The following is a 24,993-nucleotide window of genomic DNA, read 5'->3' as shown; positions in this document are numbered from 1 at the left end:
GGCAAAGCCTTGCATGGCGCGGCTTGCAGCGAGATTTGAAAGTATTTGCCTTGACCTGGCAGACATCTCTCGTCCTCCACTCACGCCGAGGCGGATCGGCAAGATGGCCCCAGGCCAGTCCCCCTAACGCTCAGCGCCATGTTTCCAAGGCTTGTTCACAGACTTATCCACAGGCTTTGGCGGCATGAAAGTGGCGATCCGCCCAGTGGATAAGACCCTTGACAAACAGGATTGTCGGACCATAAAAACCCATTGATCAAAAAACAACCAGAAGCCTGGAGGCCACGCCGATAAAGGCCTCCAGCCGACTACACCCAACTTACCCACAGTCCACCCCACAGCAAACGGGGACAACTCGAAGTTGTGACAAAACAATGAATTACAGCGGCTTTATGTCGCGGTTTGGAGGAATGTGAAAAGTGTTTTCCACAAAACCGGAGAAGGGGGTATTCGAATGATGGCGGGGTTATAACGCGTAACAGACAGTACCAACGCCTTCACGGGCAGAGCCCCGCTCCCACAGTGTACGCATTCCCCTGTGGGGGCGAGCTCTGCTCGCGAAATCACCAGCATTGCTGGCCTGAAACTCAGTGCCCACCCAGATAGGCGTTACGCACCTCATCGTTGCTCAGCAGCTCCTGCCCGGTGCCTGTCAGGCGAATCTCGCCGTTGACCATCACGTAGGCGCGGTCCGACAGTTTCAGGGCGTGGTTGGCGTTCTGCTCGACCAGAAAGATGGTCATGCCCGTCTGTGCCAGCTCGCGCAGGGTCGAGAAGATCATCTTCACCACAATCGGCGCCAGGCCGAGCGAGGGCTCGTCCAGCAACAGCAGCTTGGGCCGACTCATCAAGGCGCGGGCAATGGCCAGCATCTGCTGCTCACCGCCCGACATGGTCATGGCGCGCTGGTTGCGGCGCTCCTTGAGCCGTGGGAACAGTTCGAACATGCGCTGCATGTCCTCGCTGGAGTGCTTGTCGCCGATGGGGATGGTGCCCATCATCAGGTTCTCCTCGACCGACATGTCCGGGAACACCCGGCGGCCCTCCGGCGACTGGGCGATGCCGTTGGACGCAATGTAATGCGACGACTTCTGGGTGATGTCGGTGCCCTGATAGATGATCTGCCCGGCGCTGGCCCGCGGCTGGCCGAAAATCGACATCAGCAGCGTCGACTTGCCTGCACCGTTGGAGCCGATCAGGCTGACCGTCTCGCCGGCATCGATATGCAGCGAAACCTTCTTCAGCGCCTGGATCTGCCCGTAGTGGACATCGATGTCCTTCAATTCGAGGATCGGCGTACTCATACCAGTTCCTCCTCGTCCGCACCCAGGTAGGCGGCGATCACCTTCGGGTCGTTGCGAATCTGCTCGGGGCCGCCTTTGGCGATCACGTTGCCGTGGTCGAGCACCACGATGTCGTCGGAAATACCCATGACCATGCCCATGTCGTGCTCAATCAGTACCACTGTCATATCGTGTTCGTCGCGCAGCAGGCGAATCATGCCGCTGAGCGCCTCGGTTTCCTGCGGGTTGAGGCCGGCGGCGGGTTCGTCCAGGCAGATCACCTGCGGACGGGTGCACATGGCTCGGGCGATTTCCAGGCGGCGCTGCTGACCGTAGGACAATTCGCCGGCCAGGCGGTTGGCGCAATCCACCAGGTCGACCACTTCGAGCCAATAGAAGGCGGTGTTCATCGCGTCTTCTTCGGCCTTGCGGTAGCCCTTGGTGTTGAGGATGCCGGCCAGCATGTTGCGGTTGACCCACATGTGCTGGGCCACCAGCAGGTTCTCGACGACGGACATTTCCTTGAACAGGCGAATGTTCTGAAAGGTACGCGCCAGCCCGGCGCGGTTGACCAGGTGGGTGCCGCCGAACATCTTGTAGTACACCCGGCTGAGGAAGCTTTTCGGCGAAACGAAATCACCCAGCTGGAAGGGTTCGCCCAACAACTGGATGACGTTGGTATCGCGACCGCGAGCATGCAGCTGGATTCGCCCACCGGTAGCCTTGTAGAACCCGGTCAGGCAGTTGAACACGGTGGTCTTGCCGGCACCGTTAGGGCCGATCAGGGCGAAAATGGAATTGCGCCGTACCTGCAGACTGACATCGCTCAGCGCCTTGATGCCGCCGAAGTGCATCTGCAAGTGTTCGACGGAGAGCACGATTTCGTTGTTCATTGCGCGGCTCCCTCGGTCTTCAGCACGCCTTTGCGCGGCACCACCCCGGTCCGGCTGATGCGGATCAAGCCACGTGGGCGCCAGATCATCATCAGCACCATCAATACGCCAAACAGCAACACGCGGTACTCGGCGAAGCTGCGCAGCAACTCCGGCGCCACGGTGAGCACGAACGCGGCAATCACCACACCCACGGTGGAGCCCATGCCGCCCAGCACGACGATCGCCAGGATCAGCGCCGACTCGAAAAAGGTGAACGAGGTCGGATTGACGAAACCTTGATAGCTGGCGAAGAACACCCCGGCCAGGCCGGCAGTAGAGGCACCCAGGGTAAACGCTGAGAGCTTCACCAGTACGTGGTTGAGGCCCATCGAGCGGCAGGCGATCTCGTCTTCACGCAGGGCTTCCCAGGCGCGGCCTACCGGCATGCGGGTCAGGCGGTGCTTGATGTACAGCACGGCCAGCACCACCAGGAACAGCACGGCATAGATGAAGATGTACTTGAGGTCCGGGTTGTATTCGAAACCGAAATACTCGTGGATCGGAACGCCACCGTCTTTGGCGCGGCGGCCGAATTCGAGGCCGAAGAAAGTCGGCGACGGTACCGGTACGCCGTTCGGGCCGCCGGTGAACGACAGCCAGTTGTTCAGGATCAGACGGATGATTTCCCCAAAACCCAGGGTCACGATCGCCAGATAGTCGCCGTGCATGCGCAACACCGGGAAGCCCAGAATGCACCCCGCCAGCGCCGCCGCGATGGCGGCCAGCGGCAATGCCGACCAGAAACCCAGCCCCAGGTATTGATAGCCCAGTGCCAGGCCGTACGCACCGATGGCGTAGAACGCCACATAGCCAAGGTCGAGCAGGCCGGCGAGGCCGACCACGATGTTCAGCCCCAGGCCCAGCAGCACGTAGATCAACCCGAGGATGACCACGGTGAGGATGTACTTGTTGGCCATGAACGGGAACAGCACCGCCAGCACGACGATGGCCGGCAACACGAAGCGCAGCATCGATTTGTGATTGGGCGGCAATACATGCACACCTGACCCCGAGCCCTCGAAACGCTGGGACAACCGTACGCCGCCAGGCGTTTGCAGGAACAGGCTCATCAAAAAGCGCCCGACCATGACCGCCGCCACCAGCCAGGCCACGCGGGTCGGCTGCAGATTGAAGCTGTAACCGTCGAGCACAATGCCGACGATGGGCCCGAACACGATCAGCGCCAGCAGGCCGGCGATGACCATGTCGATCAGGCTTTTCTTGATCTCGATAGGTTTTGCGATAGGAGCGGACATACTTATACCTTCGCCACGAGTGGGCGACCCAGCAGGCCTTGGGGACGGAAAATCAGGATGACGACCAGTAAGCCGAAACTGAATACGTCTTTATAGTCAGCGTTGACCAGGCCGGAGAACTGCGACTCCGCCACGCCGAGGATCAGGCCGCCGAGCATGGCGCCTGGCAATGAACCGATACCGCCCAGCACCGCGGCGGTGAAGGCCTTGATACCGATGATGAAGCCGGCATAGAAGTCGAAGGTGCCGTAATTCAGCGTGATCAGCACGCCGGCCAGCGCGGCCATGGCAGCACCGATGATGAACACATAGGAGATCACGCGATCGGTATTGATACCCAGGATCGACGCCATCTTGCGGTCCTGCTGGGTGGCACGGCACATGCGCCCCAGCTTGGTGTACTTGATGATATAGGTCAGCACACCCATGCCGATGAAGGCGGCCACCAGGATGAAGATCTTGGTGTAGGTGATCTGCACGAAGCCGCTGCCGATATCGAAGCGCCAGGCGCCTTCAAGCAGGGTCGGTACGCCTTGCTGGCGCGAGCCCTGGGCGATCTGTGCGTAATTCTGCAGGATCAGCGAAATACCAATGGCACTGATCAGCGGTGCCAGACGCGTCGAGTTACGCAATGGCTTGTAGGCCACCCGCTCGATGACAAAACCGTACACACCGGTCACCACAATGGTGAAGATCAGCGTGCCCAGAATCAGGAAAGGAAATGACTCGATACCGAAGAACGACAACACTGCCAGGCCGATAGCCGCCAGGTAGGCAGAGATCATGTACACGTCGCCGTGTGCGAAGTTGATCATGCCGATGATGCCGTACACCATGGTGTAGCCGATGGCGATCAGTCCGTAGACCGAGCCCAGGGTCAGGCCATTGACCATTTGTTGCAGAAAAATCCCGTCCATCATGCACTCTCGTGAACGCTTGAAGCCGCCCACCCGTCATGCTCCGGGGTTGCCGGCACGACGGGTGGGATCGGTATTAAGAGAAACGACTGGCCTGCGCGACTGCAGTGTCGTCACCCGGCGGGCCGCTGCAGAACACAGCGCCGCCGCCAGGCCTCATCTCACTTTTGCTTTTCGAGCTGCTCGTATTTGCCCTGAGCGTTCCACTGGTAGACCACGTAATCGGAGACCTTGAGGTCGCCTTTGGCATCCCACGCCTTGTCACCCATGACGGTTTTCACGTCGTGAGCCTTGAGCCACTTGGAGGCATCGTCGCCCTTGTTGGATTTGGCGCCGTTGAAGCCTGCGGCCAGGGCCTGGATCGAAGCGTAGGCATACAGCGTGTAGCCTTCAGGCTCGTAGCCGGACTTGCGGAACTGGTCGACTACAGCCTTGCTGTCCGGCAGCTTGCGTGGATCGGCGCCGAAGGTCATGTACACGCCATTGACGTATTGCGCGCCGCCAGCGGTGGTGACCAGTTCGTCGGTGACCACACCGTCGTCAGACATGAACTTGACGTCCTTGAGGCCCTGCTCGCGCAGCTGGCGAACCAGCGGGCCGGCTTCCGGGTGCAGACCGCCGAAGTACACGACATCGGCGCCAGCGCCACGGATCTTGGTAACCAGGGCGCTGAAGTCTTTCTCGCCGCGGGTCAGGCCTTCTTCCAGCACGGGCGTCACGCCGCGTTTTTTCAACTGGGCCGAAGTGGCGTCCGCCAGGCCTTTACCGTAGGTGTCCTTGTCGTTGATGACCGCGACTTTCTTGCCCTTGAGCACGTCGACAATGTAATCGCCAGCGACGATGCCTTGTTGGTCGTCACGCCCACACATACGGAACATGTCGCCCAGGCCACGCTCGGTGACGGTCGGGTTGGTAGAGCCCGGGGTAATCGCGATGACACCGGCGTCGGCGTAAACCTCAGAAGCCGGGATGGTCGACGAAGAGCAGAAATGCCCGACCACGCCGATGACTTTGTCCTGGTCGACCAGGCGGTTGGCGACGGCCACGGCCTGCTTGGGTTCGCAAGCGTCATCACCGGCTACCAGAACGATTTTCTCGCCGTTGATGCCGCCGGCGGCGTTGACCGCATCGGCCGCAGCCTGTGCGCCTTTCATGTACTGCTCACCAAACGAAGCGTTGGCACCGGTCATCGGGCCCGCCACGCCGATCTTCACGTCGGCTTGCACAAAAGAAGAAACGCCCAAGGCCGAAGCAACGGCCAGCGCCAGAAAACCCTTTCTGTAAAACGTTTGCGACATGAGGTGGTGCTCCTGAGATTTTTTTGGTTGGCACTACAGCTTCTGCTCTTGCTCCTGAGCAAGGCCCGTGCCATCACTTTTCAAAATGCACCAGAGATCGGCCCTGCGTGGCTCGCGCAGGATTGGCCCCCTTCGAATATGGGTCGTGCAACCACACGAAACCCGCAAGGTAGAACCCATGACGCAAAAAGGTGCAACCATTTATATATTGCGTTGCAACTTCAGACCTGTTTGCCGTGCAACCATCCCGTAACAAGCTACGTAACCGAAGTGCACATTAGCAGTGCACGACTGCTACGCGCCGCACCATTTCAGCCGGGCTGTTACCGGAGCGCAGGCCCCCGAAAATGGGCGAACGAGGGCATTTGCAGCGCGCGGCGCTGGGGCCGATGACGCATTCTTGCTCGCCCCCGGCGCAAAAAGGCTGTCAGAATGTGCCGCAACTGTGCGCCACTGCCATTTTCAGGCGCCCTGGCCCGTGAGGAGCCCCCATGAGTGAACCCGTTTTCGCCGAGCGTATCGTGCAGAATCTGCTCGATACCGACCTCTATAAGCTGTCGATGATGCAGGCCGTGCTGCACAACTATCCGAACGTCGAGGTCGAGTGGGAGTTTCGCTGCCGCAATGGCGAAGACCTGCGCCCCTATCTGGGCGAAATACGCCGACATATAGAAAGCATGTGCGAGCTCAGCCTGGGCGATGATGAGCTGGCCTTCCTCGAAAGCATCAATTTCATGAAGCCGGACTTTCTGCGCTTTCTGGGGTTGTTCCGCTTCAATCTGCGCTACCTGCATACCAGTATCGAAGACGACCAGTTGTGCATCCGCCTGCGCGGGCCCTGGCTGCATGTAATCCTGTTCGAGGTGCCGCTGCTGGCGACCGTCAGCGAAGTACGCAACCGCGCACGTTTCCCGCAGGTAGCCATGAGCGAAGCGCGGGATCAGCTCTACCGCAAGTTCGATTGGTTGAGCGCGAATGCCAGCGACGACGAACTGGCCGAGCTGCAAGTAGCGGACTTCGGCACGCGGCGACGCTTTTCGTACAACGTGCAGGAAGAAATCGTCACCTGCCTGCACAAGGACTTTCCCGCGCGCTTCGTCGGCACCAGCAATATGCACCTGGCGCGCAAGCTCGATATCAAGCCGCTGGGCACCATGGCCCATGAATGGATCATGGCCCACCAGCAGCTCGGGCCGCGGCTGATCGACAGCCAGATTGCCGCACTGGACTGCTGGGTGCGTGAATATCGGGGCCTGCTGGGCATCGCCCTGACCGATACCATCACCATGGACGCCTTTCTCACCGACTTCGATCTGTACTTCGCCAAGCTGTTCGACGGTCTGCGCCACGACTCCGGCGACCCCATCGTGTGGGCGGAGAAAGCCATCGCCCACTACCGTCGGCTCGGCATAGACCCGCGGACCAAGACGCTGGTGTTCTCTGATGGTTTGAATCTGCCTGGAGCCTTGTCGATATTCCGCGCGTTGCGCGGTCGCATCAATGTCAGCTTCGGCATCGGCACCAACCTGACCTGCGACATCCCCGGGGTGGAGCCCATGAGCATCGTGCTGAAGATGACCGACTGCAACGGCCAGCCAGTGGCGAAGATCTCCGACGAAGCGGCGAAGACGCAATGCCGGGACGAGAATTTCGTGGCGTACATGCGCCATGTGTTCAAGGTGAAGTGATGGCGAGTGCGGGAGTGCAGCCCGCGAAAGGGCCGGCACTGCTTGCCCAAAATTTCAGAGTCTCGCACCGGCAAGGCCAGCCTCAATCCACCAGCTTGAGGCTGCCCTTCATCATCGCGATATGCCCAGGGAAGGTGCACAGGAACTCGTATACCTCCCCCGCGCTCAACTTCGCCACATCGAACGTCACGCTATCGCTTTCCCCCGCACCGATCAGTTTGGTGTGGGCGATGACGCGCGCATCGCCGGCCTTCACGTAATCGCTGTCGGCCCCGGCGCTCATGCCGTCACTGGCCACGCCCTTGGCATCGGACTCTTTGGCCAGCACCCAGTTATGGCCCATCACGGCCTTGGGCAAGGAGCCGGAGTGGGTCAACTTGACGGTAAAGGTCTTGCAGCTCTTGCTGACCTCGATGGCCTTGGTGTCGAACATCATGGTGTCGGTGGAATCGACCGTGACGGCGCACTCGGCGGCCAGCAGATCGGCACTGAACAGGCTCAAGGCAGTAAGGGCAAGGGCTTTTCCCAGCATGGGGGCAGATCTCCGGAAGGTGGCTTGAGAGGACGCGATGTGGGGGATTGCAGATCCCTCTATCAGGCTGATCGAGACAATCAACGGGTCAAACATAACGGCGACGGTCAGGATGCACAACATCCCCAAGGAGAAACCCCATGCGTATCAATGCCCTGCTTCGCCAAGTACTGGTTGCCTATGCCTGCGGCGCGAGCGGCACAGGCGACTGATCGACCCCGTGGGAGCGGGCTTGCGCGTTCACACAGGTCAGGTGTCGACGATGAATGACAGATCAAGGCAGCAGCTTTTGCGCCTCCAGCGCCGGCATCACCGTCACCTGCACTTCCGGATCATGGTTGCCGCCGCCCAGAATCACCCCGCGCAGCGGTGACACGTCGGAGAAATCCCGGCCCCAGGCCAGGGTGATGTGCTCCAGCGCCGGCTGCACGTTGTTGGTCGGGTCGAAATCCACCCAGCCCAGCGCCGGGCAGAACACCGACACCCAGGCGTGGGACGCATCGGCGCCGATCAGCCGCGGCTGGCCCGGTGGCGGCTGAGTCAGCAGATAACCACTGACATAACGCGCCGCCAGGCCACGGGAACGCAGGCACGCCAGCATCAAGTGGGCGAAATCCTGGCAAACGCCGCGGCGAGTCTCCAGCACTTCCAGCAACGGCGTCGCCACCTGAGTGGCCTCGGCGTCGAAGGTGAACTCCTTGAAGATTTTCTCCATCAAGGCCTGCACGCCCAGCATCAATGGCCGCCCGGCCGGAAAGCAGCTTTGCGAGAACCCTACGAAGTTCTTTTTCAAGCGCACATAGGGCGACTCGAAACGATAGCGGCACGCTTCCAGCACCGGCTTGGCCACCGGTTTGCTGCTGTAGCACAGCGCATCGCGGGTCGCCTCCCAGGGTGGTGACGCCTCGAAGTCCAGCTTGGGCCTGACCAGCACTTCGACCTGCAAGCGCGCGCACACCCGCAGTTCATCGTGGGGACGCTCGAAGCCCAGACGGGTCAGCGGATTGCCGAATACATCGAGCTCGTCCATGCGCTGGGTCGGGTCGGGGGTGATCTGTAAGGCTTGCTCGTGGCAGACCTGCCAGTCGCACTCGCGCGGCCACAGATGCGCCAGCTGCTGAGCCAGGGACACCGGGCTGTCGTATCGATAGTGGGTGTCGTGAATAATCGTGTAATGGGCGCTCATCAGACGGACACCGTTTGCTGGCTGATATCGTCGACGTGGGCAAAATGGCGCATGGCCAGGCGATCGGACACCTGGCTGCTGGCCTCGGTGATCTCGCGCAATAGTTCGCTCAGCCCTTCCAGCACGGCGCGCACACAAGCCACGCCAAACAGCGAGTACTCCAGCGTGCCGAGATCGAAGCGCGACAGGCGCTCGATCAGCGGCGCCAGCAGTTTGTCCCGCGGCGCCGCGAATTCGTCGTTCAGGCGCCGCAACGAGCGCGCCACCAGCTTGAGCTGGAAGAACACCGCGTGGGGGTTCTGGGCATCGAGCAGCAACAGGTCGAGCACCGGAATCAACTGCGGCTCGGCCAGATAGCGCGAGCGATAGGTAATGCTCGAGTTGCCCAGCTCCAGCAGCCACTCCAGTCCGGCCTGGTCGAATACCGCATCGCTCTCCATGAAGGCCGACAGACTGGTGCTGAGGAACTGCAAGCGCTCGATGCGCCGGCCGATCATCAAAAAGCGCCAGCCTTCATCGCGCGTCATGTCGTCGAGGGCAAAGCCCGACAACGCCGCCAGCGACATCACCAACCGGTTGAGAAAATCGAGCAACTCGCCGAAATCGGCATCCTCGACATCGAGAGTCACGGCCTCGCGCTGCAACTCCACCAGCGCCTGCCAGTTCTCCCGCGAGAGCTTGCCGCGCACCTGGGACGCGGCCCACTGCAAGCGCTGCAAGTTGGAGCGCAGGCTGAAGGGCCAGTCTTCACCCATCAGGGCTGCGCGAATGCGCTCCTGCATGTCACCCTCGTCGGGCAGCAGATTGATGCTTACAGCCAGATCGACCGCCGCCTGCAGGGCTTTTGGGTCATCACCGTCGATATAGCGTCCGAGGATGATCCGCAGCAGCCGCGCGCTGTCGTCGCAGCGCTCGCAGTAACGGCCGAACCAGAACAGGTTCTCGACCACCCGCGACGGCAGATAGGGGTCGCGACGGACCAGTTCCGGCACACCGATGGGGCGCTGGGCACGCCATTGTTCGCCTGTGGGGGCCTGGTTGCCCAGCACCCAGGTGTCCTTGCTGGCACCGCCGCGCTGCATCGACACCACCTCGGCGTCAGCCTCGCCGGCCACCCGTGTCAGGCCACCGGGCAACACCCGATAACCGACCTCGTCGGCCACCGCGTACACCCGCATGCCGATGGCCCGCGGTTGCAAGGAGCCGCCCTCGGGCTGCCATACCGGCGCCTGGGACAACTGCGCCATCTCTTGCGCGACGTAGGCATAGGGCCGCGCTCGCAGCCGGGCGGCGAGCTCCTCGCGCTGCGTGGCGTCGAGGTCGCGGCCGAACACCGGGGCAAAACTCTGGGACGGGAACGCCGGCTTGATCAGCAGAGTGTCGAGTTTTTCCAGCGCCTGGGCCAGCACCGGCGGCTCGCCGCACCACCAGGTGGCGATCGACGGCAGGATCAGCTCTTCGCCGAACAGGTGCTCGTTGATCTTCGGCAAGAAGCCCAACAAGCCGGGGGACTCCAGCACACCACTGCCCAGCGCGTTGGTAACCAGCACCCGCCCCTGGCGCACCGCCTGTAACAGGCCGGGCACACCCAGCGCGGAATCGGTACGCAGCTCCAGGGGATCGCAGAAATCATCGTCGAGGCGGCGCATGATCGCATGCACACGGCGCAGACCGCTGAGGGTCTTGAGGTACACCGTGGCGTCGCGCACCGTCAAATCGCCGCCTTCGACCAGCGGATAGCCCAGCTGGCGAGCCAGATACAGGTGCTCGAAATAGCTTTCGTTGAAACGCCCTGGGGTCAGCAGCACCACCAGCGGCGCTTCATCGTCGGCGGGCGCCAGGCGTACCAGGGTGTCCTGCAAGGTGCGGAAGAATCCGGACATGTGCCGCACCTGCAGATCGCGGTACAAGTCGGGGAAGACCCGCGACACGCTCATGCGGTTTTCCAGCGCGTAACCCGCGCCGGATGGTGCCTGGGAACGGTCTGCCGTGACCCACCAGCGGCCGTCCGGCGCGCGCGCCAGGTCGACCGCATAGAGGTGCAGGAAAATATTCTGTGGCGGCACGATGCCCTGGCACGGCCAGAGAAAATGATTGTGACCATAGACCAGCTCGGCCGGCAGCAAGCCTTCCTGGATCAGCGTCTGGGGCCCGTAGATGTCCGCCAGCACGGCATTGAGCAAGCGCGCGCGCTGGGCGATACCGGCCGATAGCTGCTGCCACTCTTCGGCATCGATCAAATGCGGCAGCAGGTCGAGTTCCCAGGGCCGGTCGGCGCCCTTGGGGTCGGCATAGACGTTGTAGGTGACGCCGTTCTCCTGAATCTGCCGCGTCAGCAAAGCCTGGCGCTGGGCCAGTTGAGCCGGGCTCAAGCGCTGAACCTGATCGAACAGGCGCTGCCAGTGCGGGCGCACGGCCCCATCGGCCTCGAGCATCTCGTGGTAGGTACCCGGGGTCAGCGGGTATGGGTCAAGCAGGTCAGGCATGGAACGCTCGGCAGCAAACGGAATAAGGTCAGGTTAGCGCAGACACCCAGAGACAAAAGCCCCGCGCCATGCAGCCATGGTGCGGGGTCCTTGAGGGTAGATCAGCCGCGACGCATATCCAGTGTCATCGGCAGCTCATCGTTGATCTTCAGTGGCGCGGCATCCATCCGACCCGGCGTGTGGCCGATGCGGAAGAAGCGCGACAGACGACGGCTCTCCGCCTCGTTCGCATTGATCGGCAGGGTTTCGTAACTGCGCCCGCCTGGATGGGTGACATGATACTGGCAACCACCCAGCGAGCGCTGCATCCATGTGTCGAGCAGATCGAAAACCAGCGGCGCATGCACCGGGATGGTCGGCTGCAGACAGTTGGGCGGCTGCCAGGCACGAAAGCGCACCCCCGCCACGAACTCGCCGACCCGGCCGGTGGGATGCAGCGGCACGGCGCGACCGTTGCAGGTCAGCACATAGCGATCCGGCGGCAGGCCGCTGAGCTTGACCTGCAAGCGCTCGAGCGACGAATCCACGTAACGCACAGTGCCGCCCGCGGTGCCTTCTTCGCCCAGTACATGCCAGGGTTCCAGAGCCGTGCGCAGTTCCAGCTTGATGCCATTGACCTCGTAATCGCCGACTTTCGGAAAACGGAATTCGCGGTGCGCGGCGAACCAGTCGGTCTTGAAGGCATAGCCGGCGCTGTTGAGGTCGGCGATCACATCAGCGAAATCCTGCTCGATGAAGTGCGGCAGCAAGTATCGATCGTGCAGCTCTGTGCCCCAGCGCGCCAGCTTGGCCGGCGCGTACGGCTGACGCCAGAACTTCGAGACCAGCGCCCGCAGCAGCAACTGCTGGACCAGGCTCATGCGCGCATGGGGCGGCATTTCAAAGGCGCGCAGCTCCAGCAGACCGAGGCGCCCGGTGGCACCGTCGGGCGAATAGAGCTTGTCGATGCAGAATTCGGCGCGGTGGGTGTTGCCGGTCACGTCGATCAACAGGTTGCGCAGCAAGCGGTCCACCAGCCATGGCGCGCAAGGCTGACCGGGCGGCGGCATCTGCGAGAAGGCGATTTCGAGCTCGTAGAGCGAATCGTTGCGCGCTTCGTCGACCCGTGGCGCCTGGGAAGTCGGGCCGATGAACAGCCCGGAGAACAGGTACGACAGCGACGGGTGATTGTGCCAATAGCTGATCAGGCTGCGCAGCAGGTCGGGACGCCGCAGGAAGGGTGAATCCCCAGGCGTGGCGCCGCCGAGCACGAAGTGGTTGCCCCCGCCGGTACCGGTGTGGCGGCCGTCGATCATGAACTTTTCGGTGGTCAGTCGGTTGAGCCGGGCCTGCTCGTAAAGGAACTCGGTGCTCTGTACCAGTTGCGCCCAGCTCGACGAAGGCTGCACGTTGACCTCGATCACACCTGGGTCCGGGGTGATGCGGAAATTGACCAGGCGCGGGTCGGCCGGCGGCTCGTAACCCTCCAGCAGCACCGGGCAGCGCAGTTCCTTGGCCGCCGATTCGATGACGCTCACCAGTTGGAGATAGTCTTCGAGACGCTCCAGCGGCGGCATGAACAGATACAGGCGACCTTCCCGAGCTTCGGCGCACAGCGCGGTGCGGGTCAGCCAGGCGGCGGACTCGTCGATTTTCGGCTCGCGTTCTTCGGCCTGGACGGTGCGCTGGTTGCCACTGGTGGCGTGCAGATGCTCCAGCGCCGGTAGCCCAGGCAGGTCCTGGTTCTGGTCGATCGGCAACACGAACGGGTATTCCGCGGCCGTGACCCATGGCTGCGACGCCAATGGCAGGCGATAGCCCAAGGGCGAGTCGCCCGGTACCAGGCGGCAGTGATTGTCGCGCAGGTACCAGCGCCCGCTCTGCCATTGATCGCCGGCCGGCGTGCGCGCCAGCGGCAGCACCTGGCCGACGATTTTGTCCAGGCCTTGAGTGAAGACGCTGCGCAGACGCTTGCGCTCCATTTCATCCTTGAGACGCGGGTCTTCGGCCTTGACGTTGGAGGGTAGAGTACCTTCGCGCCACAGGTAGTAGAAATTGTCCTCGTAGGCCGGGAACACGTAGCGGGTCGGCAGCTTCAGGCGCTCGGCGACGCAAGCGAGGAAACGCCCGGCCGTCTCGCCTGTGGCGCCGTAGTCTTCGGTTTCGTCGGCGACCAGGCGCTCATCCTTCCAGATGCGCTCACCGTCCAGACGCCAGTAGCAATTGAGCGACCAGCGCGGCAGCTGCTCGCCTGGGTACCATTTGCCCTGACCGAAATGCACCAGGCCATCGGGGGCGTACCTGTCGCGCATGCGCTTGTACAACTCGGCAGACAATGTGCGCTTGGTCGGGCCCAGGGCTGCGGTGTTCCATTCGGCGCCATCGGGGTCGTCGACCGACACGAACGTCGGTTCGCCGCCCATGGTCAGGCGCACGTCGCCGGCTAGCAGGTCGGCGTCGATGTGCTCACCGAGGGCGAGAATGGTCTGCCACTCACTGTCGCTGTAGGGCTTGGTGACCCGCGGGGCCTCCCAGACACGCTCCACGGACATTTCGTGGGAAAACTGCGCTTCGCACGGCTCGACCAGGCCGCTGATTGGCGCCGCCGAGGTCGGATCGGGGCTGCACGCCAACGGGATATGCCCTTCGCCGGCGAACAAGCCGGAGGTCGCATCCAGCCCGACCCAGCCGGCGCCGGGCAGATAGACCTCGCACCAGGCATGCAGGTCGGTGAAATCGACATCGGTACCCGAGGGGCCGTCGAGGGATTGCTGGTCGGCTTTGAGTTGAATCAGATAGCCCGATACAAAACGCGCGGCCATACCCAGGTGACGCAGCAATTGCACGAGCAGCCAGGCCGAATCGCGGCACGAGCCCGAGGCATCGCTCAGGGTGTGCTCTGGCGTCTGCACGCCGGGCTCCATACGGATCAGATAGCGGATGTCTTCGCTGAGCTTCTGGTTGAGCCCCACGAGAAAATCGATGGTGGGAACCGGCACGCGGCTGATGCCGTCCAGATACGCTTTGAACTTGGGCGTCAGCGGCAGCTTTTCGAGGTACGAACCGAGCTCGTGCTGTTCATCCTTGCTGTAGGTGAACGGTGCTTTATCGGCATAGGGTTCGAGGAAGAAATCGAACGGATTGAAAATCGCCATTTCGGCGACCAGGTCCACTTCAACGCGGAATTCGGTGGTCTTTTCCGGGAACACCAGGCGCGCCAGATAGTTGCCCTGAGGGTCCTGTTGCCAGTTGGTGAAATGCTCTTCAGGCAGCACTTTCAGCGAGTAAGAGAGGATGCGTGTGCGGCTATGGGGCGCCGGACGCAGACGGACGATCTGCGGACCAAGCTCGATGGCCCGGTCATAGCGGTAATGCGTGATGTGGTGCAACGCGACATGTATCGACACAGCGTGCCTCCTGCAGACCTGGACGTTGAATGCAATGCGCAAGACTTATGCCATACGGCGCCCCGCGGGCCTTTCAGGAGACCGCAGCGGCGCCAAGCACCAAAACCGTGCCTTTTGACCAAGGCGCCTGAAGGTTCGCACAGAAATCGAGCTCATGCAGGTTTTTCGCCACCTGCGTGGCTACCCATGTACCACCATAACCAGCGTGGGCTGGGAGGTAATCGGGTTTTGCCTGGAGAAGACCATGATCCCTTACCCCCACCCGCTGACCGCCACGCTCGAACCCGCTGAAAGCCACCCGCTGCACAGCTGGAACCATCCCACCCTCATCGCCCTCTGGACGCTCGCCGAAACGCCGTTGCAAGCGCTGATCGACAGCTCGGCACCACAGCTCGACGCCTTGAAGCTCGAAATACCGACCTCATTGAAGCAGGCCGAAGACACGCAGCTGCTGATCAAGCAGGGGCTAGAAGCGTCGCTGCTCAAGACCGATCGCGATGGCGTCCATATCGATAACCTGCTCGACAGCGTCGATATCGACGACATCAAGACAACGCTCAAGGCGTTCCTGGCCGTGGCGAGCCCGCCCGCAGCCGGGGGCCTGCTGGATCATATCGACGGCGATTGGCTCACCACCACACCCGCCGAGAGCGTGCGCGCCTACCCGATGACCGCCTTGGTCAAGGTGCTGACCACGCCGCGCGCTGCGGAGCTGGCCAACCGTTTGCGCCTTGCCTTGGGCTGGTACAGCAACGATGGCAGTCAGGTCGCGTCGGGGCTGATGGACTTCAAACTGCTGGTGGCCGCCGTGCGGATTCAGCTGGACCCGCACGGCGATCTAGACGGCTTCGAGCTGCAATCCGCGACACTGGTCGGTCAGCGCTATGACTACATTCGTCGCCAATTCGAGGATCATCTGCTGCGCCGGCAGCGTGTCGCTTCACCCCAGAGCGCGATCATTGCCTATATGGCTTTGCTCGAACACTTGCCGAGCGATTTCGCCATATTGGGCATTCCACCCGACCTGCCGTATCGCAGCAGCACGCGCTGGGTGCAGTTTCGCCACGGTGTCGAGCTTGCCGAAGCGATACAACCCGGCGCCGCCCGGACCATGAGCTATCAGCAACTGGCCGACTATCCCCTGCAGATCGGTCTTGATGCCACTACCGAGCAACAGCAGGTGATCGGCGTGGCGCTGGTACCGGCAGTACTATCCTGGGCGCGAGCCGATATTGCACTCGCCCCTACGCTTCCCGAGATTCCAGACGGTGAAGACCTTCAGCGCATCCTCAAGGCTTATCTTGATGAGAATGACGCCTTGCAGACCGCGCTGGAAAATATCTCGGCACCGCTGCCCCAACGCTTCGATATCGCCCGTCGATTGCTGCAGGCGCAAGGGATCAGCGCCGATCAGCTGTACGTCAATCGGCCGATGCCCCCCGCAGGAAGTGCTGTCGACATCAGAGACTACCCCATCAGCCACGCCGTACCCGCCCTGGAGGTGATCGCTACGTGCAGCTGGAGCCCAGTCGACAAGCCCCCTGCCGAAGGCCCGAGCACGTTGCCTTTGATCGACACTCCGCCCATACCAGCTCACCTGTTGCCGCCGCCACGACCGCTGCCACCACCACGACCGCACCACCTCGATGATCCCAGTCATTGGCATCCTTACCCCGTGCAGGGCCACGGCGCGGAATATTTTTACCCCTGGGTCGGCAATTTCAGCGCTCCCAGCGCCCTGGACGTGTTCAATCGCGAGTTCAGCCCTTGGCTGAATAACATGCGCGCAGGCTACTACCTGATCATCAAGCGGCTGCTTGCCGAGCTCCCCTTCGACGACCAGACCGCCCTGATGGAGGGTGATGTCAGGGTCTACGCCTTGCAGGAGGTTCTCAACCCGCAAGCGTCCCGTTCCGACATGCAACTGGGGCCATTGGCACGTTTCGGCTTCGTCATCCAGGCGACCCATGAAAACCAAGCTCGCACCTTCGAGGTCATGCCCAATACGCTGCAGATCATCAAGCGTGCCGACCTGCCCTATTTCGGCCGCCGGTATTATCCATTGGGCACGCTGATGAAGGATCGATTCGATTTCCAGGCCTACGCCACCGGCAGCTCCCCGACCCTGGCCAGCCAGGGCTACGTGGAACTGAGCCTGCAATTCGGGCTATTGATGCCGGGGCTCAGCGAGCAGCCCGAGGACCCGCGCATCGATAAAGGCCTCATCCCGCGGGAGCAGCGCCTCGAACATATCGCCCGCAAGGCGTCAGCCAGCCTGATGTTCGGTACCGATGAAGAGATCACCGCCTACGCCAAAGGCCAAACCCGCTATGAGCTGGCAGCCCACCCCATCAGCGTGCTGGTGTTTCTCAAGAACTGGATCATCCCATTCTGGGGCAGTGTCGAAGAGGTCAAAGAAGGCCTGGGCGAGGGCGATTTCCCCAAGGTATTCCTGGGGCTGCTGGGGATTGCTTTCGACGTACTGGCGATCATCGTCCCTGGCGTCAAAGCCATCTCCCAGATCACTCGCATCGCCCTGCTGACCACCAGCCGAGCGCTGCGCAGCAGCCTGGTGCAAACCACCAAGGCAACCGGCGCCTTTTTGCTGCGCGCCGGCAAGGAGATGATCCCGATCCTGGCGCTGGTCGACTTGAGCAGACTCGCCGGCCGCGGGGCCTTGGGCGCCGCCCGAGGCGCCGCACGTCTGGCACTGGTGGATGGTGCCTCCAAGGCCGCGCTGATCTCGCTGCGCAGCACCATCAAAGCCAGCCCGCGGCGCCTGGTACAGCTATTCACCCCCCTGAAGACTTCATGGATGCCTGGCGCGCCGCCACCACCGCCAAGCTCAAGAACCAGGGCTTCCAGCTGAAGGCGGTAAGCCCGCGCAAGGGCGTGCTGGTATACAACGACCGCCTGGGAGCTCGCCCGCAGAACTACCTGACCGACTCCGTGACCGGTAAACCCTATGGACCTGCCCTGTGGCCGCTCAACGACGCTGGCGACCTCGGTTTGCGCGGCCCCGGAATCATCAAGCTGAAGCAGGAAGGCGGCGGCCTCAGCTTCCCCGATCCGCAGCCGGACCTGACCAAGGTGTGGGTGAAATGGGGCGAGGAGCTCTATCTGGAGGTTGGCAGCGCACGTTATAAACATGTGATCCTCGCTGACGACAGCCACGTACTGCGACGCACCAACGACACCCAACTCAAGCGTACCGATGACTTCGCAGCGGTGATCTGCCGACCCAAGCGCGGGCTCGAGCCAGACCCGTGCCGGGTCAGGTCCTTTCGCAATACCGACTTCGTCGATGCCCCGGTACTCAGCGAACCTGGCCGGGACGTCGTGCCCTGGTTCAACAACCGCACACTGAGCGCCGATGCCGAGGGTCGATTCGTTGACAATGAAGCTCTGTGGACGGTGCGCGGTAACGGCAAACTGGTACGGGTCGGCAAGAAAAAATACCTGCCCGCCGATGCACTGCCGCACGTTCAGGTACAGGTAAACGGCGGCAATGACCTGTTCAAGCAGGTGACTCTGGAGGGCGGCGTGTTTGCGGAAGTTGCCGACAGCCGCACGGTGTCCGGCGTCGTGGCCCAATACAAGACATCCGCGGGCCAGGTACTGGTGGTGCGTGCAGACGACAATCTGTATTACCGTGCCGACTACGCGCCTGGCGACACCTCGCTGGAAATGCAGCGTATGACCCTGAGCCCGGACGTGGCCAATCAGCCGGTGACTGAGGACGACTACCTGGCGTTGATTCACAACGGCTCGGGCGAGGCGCATCGGGTCATACCGCTGCTCAGCCCCGAGCAACTGGCGGATGATCTGAAGTTGATTGAAGCCGACCTTGCCAACCGTACCGATCTGGCGCTGGAGCAATTCATTGGCGGGCCTTTCAACATGCACACATCGCCAGCCGAAGCCGCGCTGTTCTGCAAATACACCCAGACCCGCCTGATCAGCCACGCCAAGGACACCGCGCGCTACCGCTTCAGCCTGAACGCCGAGACGCCCTTGGCCGTCCGCGAACGTTTGGCCGGGGACCTGAATGTGCTTTATCGGGACGCACTGTTCGATGCCGACAGCATCCTGGCCCGCGAGACGCTGCGCAGCAGCACCCATACCGGCAAGAACCTCGCCTACCTGCATGTACGCTTCAACGATGGTGCCCGGCCTGACCGCCTGTATTACGCGTGGTCCGGGGAAAAATCAGCGGTCCGGGTGCCGCTGGCGGAATTGGAAGATGCCCTGCGGGCTGGCACATCGCAGGCGCCCGAGGGCTGGAAGCTGGTGCCCGAAGGGCTGGAATACGAGAACGTGATCTACATAAACGCCCAACCCGAGGTGCTGCCAGGCACCAGCTCGGTGCTGTTTTTGCCGGATATTCAGCACCGCTCCCTGGGCCAGGTGGGCAAGAACAATACGCGCCTGCTGGACTCCGAACGCAACATCGTCACCCGGATCAAGCAGGACGGGCTGGAAACCGCCAGCCTCGCCTCGGTAGACGCCTTTACCGTGCGCCCCACCTGCCAGTCCTGCACCATCGGCCTGGATGGCCTGAAGACCGACATGGCCGGCGTCGACTTCAACCTCTTCGAAGGGCCGGCCTGAGTTCAGGCTTTAGCGGGGCAGGACCGGCTGACGTGCGGGCTTGCCCTTGCCTTTACCACCTTTGGCGGCATCCTTGCGGGCCTTGGCGGCTTCCTGGTTGCGGGCAAAGGCGGCGGCCTTGGCCTCTTCGCGCTTGTCCCATGGCTTGCTGCCATCGGCGGCGCGCGGTGGCAGGCCGGTGTGCTGGGTGAGGATCTGCTGGCCCTTGGCAACCTTGTGGCTGCCGGCAGGCGTGGAATTCTTGCGCCGCGCACTCTGGTAGCTGTCGGTGTCCGGCTGATGCAGCGGGATCAACTGGTGCTTGCCCGGACCGATCAGGTCGGCACGGCCCATGCGTTCCAGCGCTTCACGCAGCATCGGCCAGCCTTTTGGATCGTGATAGCGCAGGAAAGCCTTGTGCAAACGGCGCTGCTCCTCGCTCTTGACGATCGTCAGGTTGTCGCTCTTGTAGGTGACCTTGCGCAGCGGGTTCTTGCCCGAGTGGTACATCGCCGTGGCCGAAGCCATGGGTGACGGGTAGAACGCCTGCACTTGATCCGCGCGGAAGCCGTTGCCCTTTAGCCACAGCGCCAGGTTCATCATGTCTTCATCGGTGGTGCCCGGATGGGCGGCGATGAAGTACGGGATCAGGTACTGCTCCTTGCCCGCCTCCTTGGAGTACTTCTCGAACATGCGCTTGAACTTGTCGTACGAGCCGATACCCGGCTTCATCATCTGGTTCAGCGGACCTTCTTCGGTGTGCTCCGGGGCGATCTTCAGGTAGCCGCCCACATGGTGGGTCACCAGCTCCTTGACGTATTCGGGCGATTCCACTGCCAGGTCGTAGCGCAGGCCGGAAGCGATGAGGATTTTCTTCACGCCGGGCAACGCACGGGCACTGCGGTACAGCTGGATCAGCGACGAGTGGTCGGTGTTCAGGTTCGGGCAGATGCCAGGGAACACGCACGACGGCTTGCGGCACGCGGATTCGATTTCCGGACTCTTGCAGGCAATGCGGTACATGTTCGCGGTCGGCCCGCCAAGGTCGGAGATGACCCCGGTAAAGCCCGGCACCTTGTCGCGGATCTCTTCGATCTCGCGAATGATCGACTCTTCGGAGCGGTTCTGGATGATGCGCCCTTCGTGCTCGGTGATCGAGCAGAAGGTGCAGCCGCCAAAGCAGCCACGCATGATGTTCACCGAGAAGCGAATCATGTCGTAGGCCGGAATTTTCTCTTTGCCGTAGGCCGGGTGCGGGACGCGGGCGTAGGGCATGCCGAACACGTAGTCCATTTCCTCGGTGGTCATGGGAATGGGCGGCGGGTTGAACCACACGTCCACTTCGCCATGTTTCTGCACCAGGGCGCGGGCGTTGCCGGGGTTGGTCTCCAGGTGCAGCACGCGGTTGGCGTGGGCATAGAGCACAGCGTCGCTGCGGACTTTCTCGAACGATGGCAGACGGATGACGGTCTTGTCGCGAGTCATGCGCGGGCTGGCCAGGATCTGCACGACCTTCGGCTCGTCGGGATCCTCTTGCGGGCCTTTTTCCTGCTCGATGGCGCAGGCCTGGGTGTCCTGGGTATTCACGTACGGGTTGATGATCTTGTCGACCTTGCCCGGACGGTCAATGCGCGTCGAGTCGACTTCGTACCAACCTTCCGGGGTATCACGGCGAATGAACGCGGTGCCGCGGATATCGGTGATGGTATCGATCGACTGGCCGTAGGATAGACGCTGGGCGACTTCGACGATGGCGCGCTCGGCGTTGCCATACAAAAGGATGTCGGCGCAGGCGTCGATCAGGATCGAATGACGAACCCGGTCCTGCCAGTAATCATAGTGGGCGATGCGGCGCAGCGAGGCTTCGATGCCACCCAGCACGATCGGCACGTGCTTGTAGGCTTCCTTGCAGCGCTGGCTGTACACCAGGCTGGCGCGGTCCGGCCGCGAACCGGCCAGGCCACCGGGGGTGTAGGCGTCGTCGGAACGGACTTTCTTGTCGGCGGTGTAACGGTTGATCATCGAGTCCATGTTGCCGGCCGCAACGCCGAAGAACAGATTCGGCTCGCCGAGCTTCATGAAGTCGTCTTTGCTGGTCCAGTCGGGTTGGGCGATGATGCCCACGCGAAAGCCCTGGGACTCCAGCAGGCGGCCGATGATGGCCATGCCGAACGACGGGTGATCCACATACGCATCACCGGTGACGATGATGATGTCGCAGGAATCCCAGCCAAGCTGATCCATCTCCTCCCTGCTCATGGGCAGGAACGGTGCGGGACCGAAACATTCGGCCCAGTACTTGGGATAGTCGAAAAGCGGCTTGGCTGCTTGCATGTCGATGACCGTGTTGGCTACAGATGGAAAAACGCGGGCGCGGAATATAGCACAAAAATTAACCAAATCCGACGGTAATGGTCGGATTTTGGTGAAGGTTCAGTGTGCTCTTGCAGGCCTCTTCGCGGGCAGCCCTGCTCCCACAGGTGTGCGGCTCACCTCTGTGGGAGCAAGGCTTGCCCGCGAAGAGGCTCGCCTGAACGACGACAAAGCCGGTAATTACTCGTCGTCGTCGAAGTTGTAACTGCCCGGCGCCAGATTCTCGAACCGGGTGTACTTGCCGATGAACGCCAGACGAATAAAACCGATCGGGCCGTTCCGCTGCTTGCCGATGATGATCTCGGCGATGCCCTTGTGCTCGGTCTCGGGGTGATAGACCTCGTCCCGGTAAACGAACATGATCACGTCGGCATCCTGCTCGATCGCTCCGGATTCGCGCAAGTCGGAGTTCACGGGGCGCTTGTTGGGCCGTTGCTCCAGCGAGCGGTTGAGCTGCGACAGCGCCACCACCGGGCAGTTGAATTCCTTGGCCAGCGCCTTGAGCGATCGCGAGATCTCGGAAATCTCGTTGGTCCGGTTATCGCCGCTCGAACCCGGAATTTGCATCAGCTGCAGGTAGTCGATCATGATCAGGCCGATCTCCCCGTGCTCACGCACCAGTCGCCGGGTGCGCGCGCGCATTTCCGATGGGCTGATGCCCGCCGTGTCGTCGATGAACAGCTTGCGGTCGTTGAGCAGATTGACCGCCGAGGTCAGGCGCGGCCAATCGTCGTCATCCAGCCGACCGGAACGGACTTTGGTCTGATCGATCCGGCCAAGCGACGACAGCATCCGCATGATCAGCGAATCGCCTGGCATCTCCAATGAGTAGACCAGTACCGTCTTTTCGCTGCGCAATACCGCGTTTTCGACGAGGTTCATCGCGAAGGTAGTCTTACCCATCGACGGACGACCGGCCACGATAATCAAATCGGCAGGCTGCAGGCCGCTGGTCTTCTCGTCGAGGTCGGTATAGCCGGTGGACAGGCCGGTGATTGCCGCATCGGTGTTGAACAGCGTGTCGATGCGGTCGATGGCTTTAGTCAGCAGGTCGTTGACGCTGACTGGCCCGCCGGTCTTGGGCCGCGCTTCGGCGATCTGGAAGATCTGCCGCTCGGCCTCGTCAAGAATCTCAGCGGCGTTGCGCCCCAGCGGATTGAATGCGCTGTCGGCGATGTCGTTGCTGATGGTGATCAGCTGACGCAGCGTGGCGCGCTCGCGAACGATTTGCGCATAGGCCTTGATGTTGGCGACCGACGGCGTATTTTTCGCCAGTTCACCGAGGTAACCGAGACCGCCGACCTGGGCGCTCTGACCTTCGCGGTCGAGCTGCTCGTGTAGGGTCACCACGTCGAACGGGGTGTTCTGATCGGCCAGACGCGCGATGGCGCGGAAGATCAAACGGTGGTCATGACGATAGAAGTCGCCATCCGACACTTGATCGAGCACGCGTTCCCAGGCGTCGTTGGACAGCATCAAGCCACCGAGCACGGCCTGTTCGGCCTCGATGGAATGCGGCGGCACCTTGAGGGCAGACGTTTGCAGATCGTATTGCTCGGGGGCGGATATCTCGTTCATGACCACACTGAATTAGGCTATCTGAGAAAGACAAAGGGCACGACCTGTAAACAGGATCGTGCCCGATGTTAACCGTCTGACACACAAGGTGCCAGACCGTCAGGTGTTGCTTAAGCTGCTACCACGACAACGCGGACAGTGGCTTCTACGTCGCTGTGCAGGTGCACAGCCACGTCGAATTCACCGACGTTGCGGATGGTGCCGTTCGGCAGACGAACTTCGCTTTTTGCCACTTCGACGCCAGAGGCGGTCAGCGCATCAGCGATGTCGTGAGTACCGATCGAACCGAACAGCTTGCCTTCGTCGCCAGCGGTGGCAGTGATGGTCACTTCCAGCTCGGCCAGTTGGGCAGCACGGCTTTCAGCCGATGCTTTCTTGTCAGCGGCAGCTTGTTCCAGCTCAGCGCGACGCTCTTCGAACGCAGCCAGGTTGGCAGCGGTCGCAGCGGTAGCCTTGCCGTAAGGCAGCAGGTAGTTACGACCGTAACCAGCCTTGACGTTTACCTTGTCGCCCAGGTTGCCCAGGTTGGCGACTTTTTCCAGAAGGATCAGTTGCATGTGGAAATCCTCTTAACTTTTAACCTTCACCGTTCGCGTTATCGGCGTCTTTCGGCGCCAGACGACCGCGAAAATCAATCAGGCTGTCGACGATGGCCAAGACCACCAGCAACGGATAGATCAGTTGCATGAACAGCAGCAGTGTCACGTAAAGCCCGACCAGCCAGAACTTGCCCAGCGTGCCCCGTACCACCAACCCGTGCATCAGCGCCAGGCCGGCAAACACCAGCGGAACACTGCACAACGGCGTCAGCATGGCGATCTGTGGACCGAAGTTCGGACCGACCAACATGCACGCCAGCAGCATCAACGCTGGCCACAGGGGGATTCTGATGGCCCGAAACTCGCGACCGAACCCACCCGGGTTGTACAACACTGCCTGCCAGTAGCGACCCAGAATCAGGGCCAGCACACTGACGGCTTGCAACAAGGCCGCAATCAGACCGGTCAGCACCGGTGCGATCAGCGCAGCCAGGCGGGCCTGTTCCTCTACCGACAATTGCTGGTAGAAGCCCTGAAGCAACCGCGGCAACAGCTTTTCGAGCTGTTGCGCCATCGCTTCGATGGGCACCTGGAACACCACACCCAATACCACGCCATACACCAGGCCCAGCGCGATGCTGACCAGCAGCACCCGGTTCCACGACTCACTGGAGCGCAATTGCGCCGCCAGCACCAGCGTGCCCAGCAACACCATCAAGGTGCGCGGTTCGCCGAAATACCACCAGACCAAGGCCGGCAGCAGAGCCCAGAGTAGAACGCCAGAGGCGTCCTTCATTCCGCGCCGCAGGTACACAAGGCACCCAGCGGCGGCACTCAACCAGAACAACAACGGCATTGCCGCACAAGCAACCACTACGAGAGTGGCCTGCACGCGACCGCGCATGATGAAATCAGCTAACGAACGCATGCAATCTATCCCTTGCTA

At 61.9% G+C, this 24,993-nt stretch carries 16 protein-coding genes; 3 read left to right on the top strand and 13 right to left on the bottom strand.

All coding sequences use genetic code 11. From position 1 onward, the window contains the following. Positions 1 to 587: 587 nt before the first annotated feature. The 5 genes from LIX93_RS18875 to LIX93_RS18855 all read right to left on the bottom strand — a co-directional run bounded on the left by LIX93_RS18875 (position 588) and on the right by LIX93_RS18855 (position 5,689). Positions 588 to 1,304, bottom strand: coding sequence for an ABC transporter ATP-binding protein (locus LIX93_RS18875; RefSeq protein WP_226505568.1), 717 nt, complete (start codon positions 1,302 to 1,304; stop codon positions 588 to 590). Then, positions 1,301 to 2,176: an ATP-binding cassette domain-containing protein gene (locus tag LIX93_RS18870; protein ID WP_226505567.1), complete on the bottom strand. Its 876-nt coding sequence runs from the start codon at positions 2,174 to 2,176 to the stop codon at positions 1,301 to 1,303. The genes LIX93_RS18875 and LIX93_RS18870 overlap by 4 nt, the downstream gene beginning before the upstream one ends. Continuing rightward, the gene (gene livM / locus LIX93_RS18865; protein WP_226505566.1) at positions 2,173 to 3,474 is read right to left on the bottom strand and encodes a high-affinity branched-chain amino acid ABC transporter permease LivM; all 1,302 of its coding nucleotides are present in this window, start codon (positions 3,472 to 3,474) and stop codon (positions 2,173 to 2,175) included. Before livM ends, LIX93_RS18870 begins: the two co-directional genes overlap by 4 nt. 2 nt (positions 3,475 to 3,476) lie before the next feature. Further along, complete coding sequence (locus LIX93_RS18860) at positions 3,477 to 4,391, bottom strand: branched-chain amino acid ABC transporter permease LivH (protein ID WP_226505661.1); 915 nt, start codon at positions 4,389 to 4,391, stop codon at positions 3,477 to 3,479. Positions 4,392 to 4,552: 161 nt separating this feature from the next. Continuing rightward, positions 4,553 to 5,689 (bottom strand): branched-chain amino acid ABC transporter substrate-binding protein, encoded by a 1,137-nt coding sequence (locus tag LIX93_RS18855; RefSeq protein WP_226505565.1) that lies wholly within the window; start codon positions 5,687 to 5,689, stop codon positions 4,553 to 4,555. A gap of 491 nt (positions 5,690 to 6,180) precedes the next feature. Here LIX93_RS18855 and pncB point away from each other — a divergent pair, with 491 nt between their 5' ends. Next, positions 6,181 to 7,377: a nicotinate phosphoribosyltransferase gene (pncB, locus tag LIX93_RS18850; protein ID WP_226505564.1), complete on the top strand. Its 1,197-nt coding sequence runs from the start codon at positions 6,181 to 6,183 to the stop codon at positions 7,375 to 7,377. Between the two features lie 82 nt (positions 7,378 to 7,459). Here the strand turns inward: pncB and azu are convergent, their stop codons facing one another. The 4 genes from azu to LIX93_RS18830 all read right to left on the bottom strand — a co-directional run bounded on the left by azu (position 7,460) and on the right by LIX93_RS18830 (position 14,967). Continuing rightward, positions 7,460 to 7,909 (bottom strand): azurin, encoded by a 450-nt coding sequence (azu, locus tag LIX93_RS18845; RefSeq protein WP_226505563.1) that lies wholly within the window; start codon positions 7,907 to 7,909, stop codon positions 7,460 to 7,462. A 274-nt stretch (positions 7,910 to 8,183) separates the two neighbouring features. Continuing rightward, positions 8,184 to 9,095 (bottom strand): transglutaminase family protein, encoded by a 912-nt coding sequence (locus tag LIX93_RS18840; protein WP_226505562.1) that lies wholly within the window; start codon positions 9,093 to 9,095, stop codon positions 8,184 to 8,186. Then, the gene (locus tag LIX93_RS18835) at positions 9,095 to 11,581 is read right to left on the bottom strand and encodes a circularly permuted type 2 ATP-grasp protein (protein WP_226505561.1); all 2,487 of its coding nucleotides are present in this window, start codon (positions 11,579 to 11,581) and stop codon (positions 9,095 to 9,097) included. The genes LIX93_RS18840 and LIX93_RS18835 overlap by 1 nt, the downstream gene beginning before the upstream one ends. 101 nt (positions 11,582 to 11,682) lie before the next feature. Continuing rightward, positions 11,683 to 14,967: a transglutaminase family protein gene (locus LIX93_RS18830; RefSeq protein ID WP_226505560.1), complete on the bottom strand. Its 3,285-nt coding sequence runs from the start codon at positions 14,965 to 14,967 to the stop codon at positions 11,683 to 11,685. A 244-nt stretch (positions 14,968 to 15,211) separates the two neighbouring features. Here LIX93_RS18830 and LIX93_RS18825 point away from each other — a divergent pair, with 244 nt between their 5' ends. Together LIX93_RS18825 and LIX93_RS18820 are read left to right on the top strand one after the other, a co-directional pair. Then, the gene (locus LIX93_RS18825; RefSeq protein ID WP_226505559.1) at positions 15,212 to 17,836 is read left to right on the top strand and encodes a hypothetical protein; all 2,625 of its coding nucleotides are present in this window, start codon (positions 15,212 to 15,214) and stop codon (positions 17,834 to 17,836) included. Then, positions 17,779 to 19,578 carry a hypothetical protein gene (locus LIX93_RS18820; protein WP_226505558.1) on the top strand — a complete coding sequence of 600 codons (1,800 nt, stop codon included), beginning with the start codon at positions 17,779 to 17,781 and terminating at the stop codon, positions 19,576 to 19,578. Before LIX93_RS18825 ends, LIX93_RS18820 begins: the two co-directional genes overlap by 58 nt. A gap of 9 nt (positions 19,579 to 19,587) precedes the next feature. Here the strand turns inward: LIX93_RS18820 and LIX93_RS18815 are convergent, their stop codons facing one another. The 4 genes from LIX93_RS18815 to LIX93_RS18800 all read right to left on the bottom strand — a co-directional run bounded on the left by LIX93_RS18815 (position 19,588) and on the right by LIX93_RS18800 (position 24,975). Beyond that, on the bottom strand, positions 19,588 to 21,891 hold the full coding sequence (locus tag LIX93_RS18815; protein ID WP_226505557.1) for a YgiQ family radical SAM protein: 2,304 nt from the start codon (positions 21,889 to 21,891) through the stop codon (positions 19,588 to 19,590). 219 nt (positions 21,892 to 22,110) lie between these two features. Then, positions 22,111 to 23,508, bottom strand: a complete 1,398-nt coding sequence (gene dnaB, locus LIX93_RS18810; protein WP_226505556.1) for a replicative DNA helicase — start codon at positions 23,506 to 23,508, stop codon at positions 22,111 to 22,113. 110 nt (positions 23,509 to 23,618) lie between these two features. Continuing rightward, complete coding sequence (gene rplI, locus LIX93_RS18805; RefSeq protein ID WP_226505555.1) at positions 23,619 to 24,065, bottom strand: 50S ribosomal protein L9; 447 nt, start codon at positions 24,063 to 24,065, stop codon at positions 23,619 to 23,621. 19 nt (positions 24,066 to 24,084) lie between these two features. Beyond that, on the bottom strand, positions 24,085 to 24,975 hold the full coding sequence (locus tag LIX93_RS18800; RefSeq protein ID WP_226505554.1) for a hypothetical protein: 891 nt from the start codon (positions 24,973 to 24,975) through the stop codon (positions 24,085 to 24,087). Positions 24,976 to 24,993: the final 18 nt, after the last annotated feature.

Origin of the sequence: Pseudomonas sp. MWU16-30317 (assembly GCF_020515695.1) — a bacterium.
GTDB lineage: Bacteria > Pseudomonadota > Gammaproteobacteria > Pseudomonadales > Pseudomonadaceae > Aquipseudomonas.
This window is presented reverse-complemented; position numbering and strand designations above follow the sequence as displayed.